The sequence below is a fragment of the Achromobacter semiaridum genome (assembly GCF_053543755.1).
This window is the reverse complement of sequence record NZ_JBLVOL010000082.1, coordinates 1-2,802: the sequence shown is the minus strand read 5'-3', so window position 1 is coordinate 2,802 and position 2,802 is coordinate 1. Positions and strand designations below refer to the sequence as shown.

Genomic DNA, 2,802 nt, shown 5'->3' with positions numbered 1-2,802 from the left:
CCGCCCCGCTTTTTTTTGCCGCGCCGCTTGCGCCGCATCCGCCGTCATATCGCGCGGCCAGAATCCCGGCGCAAGGCGGCGATGGACGGCAGCCGCGCGCACGCCGCGATTCTTTTTCATGAAGTTTTTCTTACAACGCGTCGTCCCGGGCCGGCCAGTACGTCTAGTAACAAGCAGAAGCCATGGACGCGCGGTTGCGGGCAAAAGCCGTAACGCAATTGTCGCGTAGCGCTGCACGGTAGCGGCCGGCATCGACCGGCTTTCACACAAGGAACTGAGTGCATCGTCATGCATGATTTCGAAAGTAGGGGCAGCGCGTTGCGCGCCATATTGCGCCGCGCGCCGCATGCGTTGGCCTTGGCCATGGCCATGAACGGCGCCCTGGCGCAGGACGCGCCCACGGGCGCCGCGCGCCGCGTCAACATCAACGAATACATCGTGCGCGGCAACACCGTGCTGCAAGCGCGCGACATCGAGCGCGCCGTCTATCCCTATCTTGGGCCCGACCGCACGCTGGCCGATATTGAATCGGCGCGCGAAGCCTTGCAGACGATTTACCAGGAGCAGGGCTACCAATCCGTCTATGTGGACCTGCCCGAGCAGCAGGTGGCCGATGGCATCGTCTTCCTGCAAGTGTCCGAAACCAAGATCGGCCGCGTGCGCGTGGTGGGCGCGCAGCACTATTCGCCGCTGACCATTCGCGACGAGGTGCCCGCGTTGCAGGAAGGGCAGGTGCCCAACTTCAACCAGGCCCAAGCCGAGCTGACCGGCCTGAACAAGGGCGCCAGCCGCCAAGTGGTGCCGCTGGTCAAGGAAGGGCGCTTGCCCGGCACGATGGACGTGGACCTGAAGGTGGAAGACAAAAGCCCCTGGCATGCCAGCGTGGGCCTGAACAATGATTACAGCGCGGACACCTCGCGCCTGCGCAGCACGGCGTCGCTGGGTTACGACAACCTGTGGCAGCTGGGCCATTCCGTCAGCCTGACCTTCTTTACCGCGCCGCAGGAAACCGACAACGCCAAGGTGTGGTCGGGCTCGTATTCGATGCCGCTGGCGCCGCGCTGGGCCTTGCAATTCTCCGGCTACAAAAGCGACAGCAACGTGGCCACCATCGGTGGCACCAACGTGCTGGGCAAGGGCTATTCGTTCGGCTTGTCCGCGATCTACACGATGGACCCGCAAGGCGACTGGAGCAATTCGCTGTCCCTCGGCCTGGACTACAAGAAGTTCGACGAGTCCACCCGCTTTGGCGCCAACGAAGACCAGATCCCCATCAAGTACCTGCCGTTCACGCTGGCCTACAACGGCTACCGCTACAGCGAGTCCTCGCAAAGCAGCCTGGGCTTGTCGCTGGTGGGCGCCAGCGGCTCGTTCTTCAACCAGGGCAGCGACTGGAAGGAATTCGACGACAAGCGCTATCAGGCCAACCCCAGCTTTGCCCTGGTGCGCGGCGACGGCACGCATACGCAAAACCTGTTTGGCGATTGGCAACTGGGCCTGCGCGGATCGTTCCAGCTGGCCTCTGGTGCACTGGTGTCCAACGAACAATTCTCGGCGGGCGGCGCGACCAGCGTGCGCGGCTATCTGGCGGCCGAACGCACGGGCGATGACGGCATCCTGGCGTCGCTGGAATGGCGCACGCCGTCACTGGCGCGCTGGTTGGGCGCCAACGTCAACGAATGGCGCTTCTATGCCTTTGCCGACGCGGCCAGCCTGCGCTTGCGCGACCCGCTGCCCGAGCAGGACTCGCGCTACTCGCTGGCCAGCGTGGGCCTGGGTACCCGCCTGCAAATGATCGATTGGCTGTCGGGCTCGCTGGACTGGGGCTATCCGCTGAAAGACGGCCCCAACACCCGCAAACACGATCCCCGCCTGAACTTCAGCGTGCGCGCCAGCTTCTGAGCGCCCGCCACTTTTCCATCCCGGAGTCTTACTCATGCAACGCCTATTGATGCTCCTGCTGACCGTGCTGGCCGGCGTCTTGCCGTCGGCCGCCAACGCCTGGTGGCAACCGGATTGGCAGTACCGCAAGCAAATCACCGTTGACAGCACCGCGCAGGGCCTGCCGCTGGGCGGCCCCGCCGGCCGCACGCCGCTGCTGGTGCGCCTGCATACGGGCAACTTCACCTTTGACGGCATCAACGAGAAGGGCGCCGACATCCGCTTCGTGGCGGCCGACGACCAGACCGTGCTGAACCACCAGCTGGAATCGTTCGACCCCTTGCTGGGCATGGCGCTGGTGTGGGTGGACGTGCCGGAACTGGCCGACGGCCAGCGTCAGGACATCTGGATGTACTACGGCAACCAGAAAGCGCCCGCGTCCGCCAATGGGCAACTGAGCTTCGACCCGAACTACACGCTGGTCTATCACTTTGACGGCGCGGCCGGTGCGCCGCCGCGCGACACCACCGCCTACAGCAACCACGGCCAGACGCCCACCGGCGCCGCCGTCGATGGCGTGATCGGGCGCGCCGCGCAGTTCATGGGCAACGCGCCGCTGATGCTGCCCGCCAGCCCCTCGCTGGCCATACCCGCCGCGGGCGCCTTCACGTTCAGCGCCTGGGTGCGCGCCGACCAACCGGCCGGCGAACAGCTGGTCTATGCGCGTCGCGATGCGGGCAACGCCTTGCTGATCGGTATCAACCAGGGCGTGCCGTTTGTGGAAGTGAACGGCCAGCGCAGCCAGCCCGGCCAGCCGCTGACGCCCGCCGCGTGGCAGCACCTTGCCGTGACGGCTGATGGCAGCCAGGTGCACCTGTACGTGAACGGCCGCGCGACGGCGTCGCTGGCCGCCAGCCTGCC

3 protein-coding genes are annotated in these 2,802 nt (G+C 65.8%); 2 read left to right on the top strand and 1 reads right to left on the bottom strand.

Annotation, left to right across the window (positions count from 1 at the left end; translation table 11 throughout):
• Positions 1–294 (bottom strand): hypothetical protein (locus ACNPP0_RS20895; RefSeq protein WP_448706892.1); only part of this gene is annotated, 294 nt, incomplete at its 3' end.
• Between ACNPP0_RS20895 and ACNPP0_RS20890 the strand changes: the two genes are divergently transcribed.
• Both ACNPP0_RS20890 and ACNPP0_RS20885 read left to right on the top strand, forming a co-directional pair.
• Positions 289–1,902: a ShlB/FhaC/HecB family hemolysin secretion/activation protein gene (locus ACNPP0_RS20890; RefSeq protein ID WP_448706891.1), complete on the top strand. Its 1,614-nt coding sequence runs from the start codon at positions 289–291 to the stop codon at positions 1,900–1,902. The two genes, ACNPP0_RS20895 and ACNPP0_RS20890, sit on opposite strands and share 6 nt — an antisense overlap.
• 34 nt (positions 1,903–1,936) lie before the next feature.
• The coding region (locus ACNPP0_RS20885; protein WP_448706890.1) for a DUF2341 domain-containing protein at positions 1,937–2,802 on the top strand (866 nt) is incomplete at its 3' end.

Coding starts and splice junctions, on each gene's coding strand:
- ACNPP0_RS20890 (WP_448706891.1), top strand. CDS start 289: ATGCATGATTTCGAAAGTAGGGGCAGCGCGTTGCGCGCCATATTGCGC.